Raw genomic sequence first — 3,020 nt, 5'->3', positions numbered from 1 at the left:
CCGCGTGGTCGGGATCACCCCAGTGCATCCAGTACGGGGGCGACCCGCCGCCTCACGACCCACGCCACCAGCCCCCTCCCTGACCCGGCCCCATCCACACGAAAGACCCCCGCCGCCCCCACCCCCGCACGGCCCTACAGCGTGGGCAGCCAGTCCACCTTCCCCGCCAGCAGCGCATACCCGACGAACGCCCCGATGTCGAGCAGCGTGTGCGCCACCACCAGCGGACCGACCCGGCCCCAGCGCCGGTACAGCAGCACGAACACCACGCCCATCACCATGTTGCCGATGAAGCCGCCGATCCCCTGGTAGAGGTGGTACGAGCCGCGCAGCACCGAACTCGCCACCAGCGCGCCCATCGGCGTCCAGCCGAGCTGACCGAGTCTGCGCAGCAGATACCCGACGACGATCACCTCCTCCAGCACGGAGTTCTGCGCCGCCGAGAGGATCAGCACCGGGAACTTCCACCAGACATCGGGCAGCGATTCCGGCTCGACCGTCAGATTGAACCCGGCCGTCTGCATCACCAGGTAGAACGCCAGCCCCGCGCTGCCGATCCCGGCCGCCACCAGCGTGCCGCGCCCCAGATCAGGCCAGGGCCGCCGCCCGTCGAAGCCGATGTCGCGCATCCCGCTGCCCTCCCGCAGCAGCAGGTGTGCGACCAGCGCGACAGGTACCAGGGCCGTGCTGATGTAGAAGAGCTGAAGCGCCAGGTCGAGCCAGGGCCGTCCGGGGGCCGCCGACGAGTTGAGCCTGGCCGCCTGCTCGTTGAGCGCCTGCGGCGCCGTCAGCGAACCGATGAACCTGATCAGCGCCGACACACCGCTCGCACCCAGCGAGAGCGCCAGTACGAGCAGCGTCTCGGACCGCAGGGTCCTGTGGGAGATGGCCTCCCGGGGACCGGTACCGTCCGCCCGCCCCGCCTCCACCTGCACGCCCGCCTCCAGTTGCGTCATTACCGGTATTGAATTCCATCACTGCCGCTAGGGTCTCGAATGCGGGTACGAAGATCGTGCGATCCGCTCCGATCCGCTCCGATCTGCTTCGAGGCCCCTTCTTTCCCACTCTTCCCCACCCTTCACGAAGCCAAGGAGGGGCGTCACCGTCATGGGACGTCACAGCTTGCCCGACGTGCGGCCGACAGGCGCGGGCAGGGCCCGTTCGCCGCGCCGCCGTCATGTCTCCATCGCCGCCGCGCTCGTACTGGCGGTGACCGCGGGTACGGGAGTCGCGGCGCGCGCCGGTCTGCTCTCGTTCGGCACGCCCTGCGACAAGGCGCCCGTACGGCTGGACATCGCCGCGTCGCCGGACATCGCGCCCGCCCTGCGCGAGATCGCCGAGCGTGCGCGGCGGGACCGGGTGACGTCCGACGGCAACTGTCTCGACATACGGGTGAGCGCCCGGGAGAACTTCAAGGCCGCCGCCGCGCTCGCCGGCGGCACCGCCCCCGGTTACCAGGTGTGGGTGCCGGACTCCGACGTGTGGGTGGACCGCGCGAAGGGCTCGGGTGACGGGATCGCGCTGACCCCGGCGGGCAACGTGGCGTCGTCGCCGGTGACGCTGGCCGCCGTACCCCGGTCCGCCCGGACGCTCGGCTGGCCGCACGAGACGTACACCTGGGCCGAGCTGGCGGCAGCGGCGACCGGCACCGGCCGCCCGCGCCTCGGCTCGGCCGATCCGCTGCGCAGCGCCACCGGACTGCTCGCGCTGAGCAGCGTCGCGGAGTCCGCACAGCAGAACGGACAGAACAGACAGGACGGGCGGAACGGGAAGGACGGGAAGGGCGGGCAGGACGGCACGGGCGACACCCTCGCCGCCGCCACCGCCCAGCTGCTGTCCGGGCGGGTGGCCGACTCGGACCCGCGGCTGCTGGACACCCTGGCCCAGGACGACTCCGCCGCGGAGAAGGGCAATCCGCGCCGCAATGAGGCACTGCTGCTCTCCGAACAGGCCGCGTTCGCCCACAACTCCGAAGGCAGCGGCGCCGACAATCTCGACCTCTTCTATCCGACCGACGGCGCCCCGGTGCTCGACTATCCGTACAGCCTGGTCAACCAGACCGCGCTGAGCACGGACCAGAGCCGCGCCGCGATGCGCTTCATGGCGCTCCTCGGCGAGGACCCCTCGTACCGGACGCTGGAGAAGCACGGCTTCCGGGTGGCGAACGCCCCGGTACACGGCGAGGTGCTGCGCACGGCGGGCGGCCGGTCACCCCAGCCGTACGACGGCGCCGACGCGCGGCCGCCGTCGGTGGAGACCGTGCAGCGCACGCTCGGGCTGTGGACGGTGACGGTGCGCAGCACCAGGCTCACGACCGTCGTCGACACCTCCGGGTCGATGGCGGCGCCGGTGCCGGGCCGTGCCGGACAGAGCCGGATGGATGTCACCAAGGCGTCGCTGCTGCGGGCGCTCAACCAGTTCACCTCGGAGGACGAGATCGGCCTGTGGGAGTTCGCCACCCGGCTCGACGGCAAGAAGGACTACCGCGAGCTGGAGAAGACGGCGCGGCTGGGCGACCCGGTCAAGGGCGGTGGTACCCACCGTGAACGGCTGTCGGACGCCTTCAGCGCGCTCAAGCCCGTGCCCGACGCCGATACCGGGCTGTACGACACGACGCTGGCCGCTTACCGCAAGGCGCGGGCCACCTATGTGGACGGCAAGTTCAACGCGCTGATCATCCTCACGGACGGCTCCAACAAGGACGACGACGGCATCTCGCGCGGCGAGCTGATCAAACGGCTCAAGGCCCTCGCCGACCCCGAACGCCCGGTTCCGCTGATCGCGGTCGCCGTGGGCCCGGACGCCGACCGCGCGGAGGTCGACAAGGTGGCCAAGGCGACCGGTGGGGCCGGGTACGAGGTGAGCGACCCGGCGGACATCCAGTCCGTACTGCTGCGGGCGATCATGCTCTCGGCGGGCTCGACGACACCCTGAGCGGTACCGGCGCGGGGGCGCGAGGTGGCGCGGTACGGGCGGGGCACACGGCGCCCCGCCCGTACCCCGGCACACGGACCACCGCT

Annotated in this window: 2 protein-coding genes; one reads left to right on the top strand and one right to left on the bottom strand. The window is 71.7% G+C overall.

Translation table 11 applies throughout. From position 1 onward, the window contains the following. Nucleotides 1-134: 134 nt before the first annotated feature. Nucleotides 135-935, bottom strand: coding sequence for a CPBP family intramembrane glutamic endopeptidase (locus DVH02_RS34160; protein ID WP_456113502.1), 801 nt, complete (start codon nucleotides 933-935; stop codon nucleotides 135-137). A 172-nt stretch (nucleotides 936-1,107) separates the two neighbouring features. Here DVH02_RS34160 and DVH02_RS34155 point away from each other — a divergent pair, with 172 nt between their 5' ends. Then, nucleotides 1,108-2,934: a substrate-binding domain-containing protein gene (locus DVH02_RS34155; RefSeq protein ID WP_114627706.1), complete on the top strand. Its 1,827-nt coding sequence runs from the start codon at nucleotides 1,108-1,110 to the stop codon at nucleotides 2,932-2,934. The last annotated feature ends 86 nt before the right edge of the window (nucleotides 2,935-3,020 follow it).

It is taken from the genome of Streptomyces corynorhini (assembly GCF_003346515.1).
GTDB classification, from domain to species: domain Bacteria; phylum Actinomycetota; class Actinomycetes; order Streptomycetales; family Streptomycetaceae; genus Streptomyces; species Streptomyces corynorhini.
The sequence above is the reverse complement of the archived record's forward strand: the minus strand, read 5'-3'. Positions and strand labels throughout refer to the sequence as shown.

Excerpts from the sequence above, each read along its gene's own strand:
- DVH02_RS34155 (WP_114627706.1), top strand. The coding sequence starts at position 1,108 with ATGGGACGTCACAGCTTGCCCGACGTGCGGCCGACAGGCGCGGGCAGG.